This window comes from Algibacter sp. Ld11 (assembly GCF_045066735.1).
Taxonomy (GTDB): Bacteria; Bacteroidota; Bacteroidia; order Flavobacteriales; family Flavobacteriaceae; genus Algibacter.
The window spans coordinates 1-1,431 of sequence record NZ_JBISHH010000018.1; the positions used below are offsets into that span (position 1 = coordinate 1).

General features: G+C 43.3%; 1 protein-coding gene. It reads left to right on the forward strand.

Going from position 1 to position 1,431, the window contains the following annotated elements; genetic code table 11:
- On the forward strand, nt 1-1,431 hold a 1,431-nt coding region (locus tag ACJJV4_RS07625; protein WP_405293069.1), incomplete at both ends, for an Ig-like domain-containing protein.

A 1,431-nucleotide genomic window follows, 5' to 3' on the forward strand; every position in this document is an offset into this window, starting at 1 on the left:
AGCAGATATTTCATCAAACGATACGTTAAGTGATGGTAGTCCAGTAGATACGACACCAGGAACAGGTAATGCCGTAATCAGTCTAGATCCAACGGATTCAGATGGCGATGGCGATCCATTAACGTTAGTTGTACCAGGAGAGGGAACTTGGACTTACGATCCAGCAACGGATGATTTAACATTCACACCAGAAGCAGGATTCACGAATGATCCAACACCAATCGAGTATACCTTAACCGAAACACAAACTGGATTAAGTGATACCGCAACTGTAACAGTAGATTACGTTATCGAATCACCAACAGCCGAGAATGATGAGAGCTTAGCAAATGTAGCCGGTGCAGTAACTATTGACCCGTTAGTAGCTAATGGCGGCGGCGTAGATGCCGATCCAGATGGCACAATAGACCCAACAACGGTAAGCTTAGTAGCACCAACAAATGCCACAAGTATTGTAACCGATGCCAATGGCGATGTTACTAGTTTTGCAGTACCAAACGAAGGAACATGGAGTGTAGATGAAACTACAGGCGCAATCACATTCACACCGTTATCAACTTTTACAGACGATCCAACGGTTATCAGTTATAATGTAGAAGATAATGATGGTAATGTATCTAATGATGCTACAGTCACTATAGATTATGTACCAGTAGCAGAAGATAATACAAGTAACGGCAACACCGTAGGAACACCAGCAGTATTTGATATTGTAAGTGATGATACTAATGGTGATGCAGTTGTAGCAAGTACTATCGATTTAGATCCATCGACACCAGGGACACAAGAGACGACTTTAGTTGTACCAAACGAAGGAACTTGGAGTGTAGATGCAGCAGGCGAGTTAACCTTTACACCAGAAGCAGGCTTTACAACGGATCCAACAGCGATTACTTATACAATCGAAGATGCAGAAGGTAATGTATCCGATCCAGCAACAATCACGGTAACCTATGATGAATTACCACCAGTAGCAGAAGACAACAGTGTAACAGGAGTAGATACCGGTGATCCAGCAGTGATAGCCGATATTTCATCAAACGATACGTTAAGTGATGGTAGCCCAGTAGATACGACACCAGGAACAGGTAATGCCGTAATCAGTCTAGATCCAACGGATTCAGATGGCGATGGCGATCCATTAACGTTAATTGTACCAGGAGAGGGAACTTGGACTTACGATCCAGCAACGGATGATTTAACATTCACACCAGAAGCAGGATTCACGAATGATCCAACAGCAATAGAATATACCTTAACCGAAACACAAACTGGTTTAAGTGATACCGCAACTGTAACAGTAGATTACGTAATCGAAGCACCAACAGCCGAGAATGATGAGAGCTTAGCAAATGTAGCAGGCGCAGTAACGATCGATCCATTAGTAGCTAATGGCGGTGGCGTAGATGCCGATCCAGATGGAGAATTAGA